At 69.9% G+C, this 535-nt stretch carries 1 protein-coding gene; it reads left to right on the top strand.

Features of this window, described 5'->3' with window-relative positions; genetic code table 11:
* Positions 1 to 260: 260 nt before the first annotated feature.
* Positions 261 to 535, top strand: a 275-nt coding sequence (locus tag GT030_RS32725; RefSeq protein ID WP_161204171.1) for a LysR family transcriptional regulator, incomplete at its 3' end; no start/stop codon positions are given.

Genomic DNA, 535 nt, shown 5'->3' with positions numbered 1-535 from the left:
GAGGGCGACGATCATTCTGGTGCTCTTCGCGGGCATGCGGGAGGACGGCATGTGGGGGTGCTCCTCTTTTCGGTGCGTGTGGGGGTGGCCCGTCGTTCGAGTGGGGGTGAACGGCCGGCTGCTACCGAGTCTTGGATAGATCAACAGGCTCCGGCTAATGGCAAGTTGCGATAGCACCGGGCTATCCCCGGCAACTCGTGGCGGTGCGCGGCGATTTATGCGTCTGGCGTGCGCATGCAAACCCGCCCTAGGCTCCCGTCATGGAGCTAGAGGTGAGGCACTTCCGGGTTCTGTGCGCCATCGCCGATGCGGGCAGCCTGCATCAGGCGGCGCGTGAACTCGGCCTGGCGCAGCCCTCGTTGAGCACCCAGCTGCGCCGGATCGAGAAGGCGCTGGGCGGCCCCCTCTTCACTCGCGGCCACACCGGATGCCGCGCCACCCCGCTGGGCCGGCTGGTGCTGAGCCGGGCGCGGCCGCTGGTCGGGGAGCTCGACGCCCTCGTCTCCGAGTCCCGCGCGGCCGCCGCCCGCGCCTC

Origin of the sequence: Streptomyces sp. SID1328, assembly GCF_009865595.1 — a bacterium.
GTDB lineage: Bacteria > Actinomycetota > Actinomycetes > Streptomycetales > Streptomycetaceae > Streptomyces > Streptomyces griseoluteus.
The sequence above is the reverse complement of the archived record's forward strand: the minus strand, read 5'-3'. Positions and strand labels throughout refer to the sequence as shown.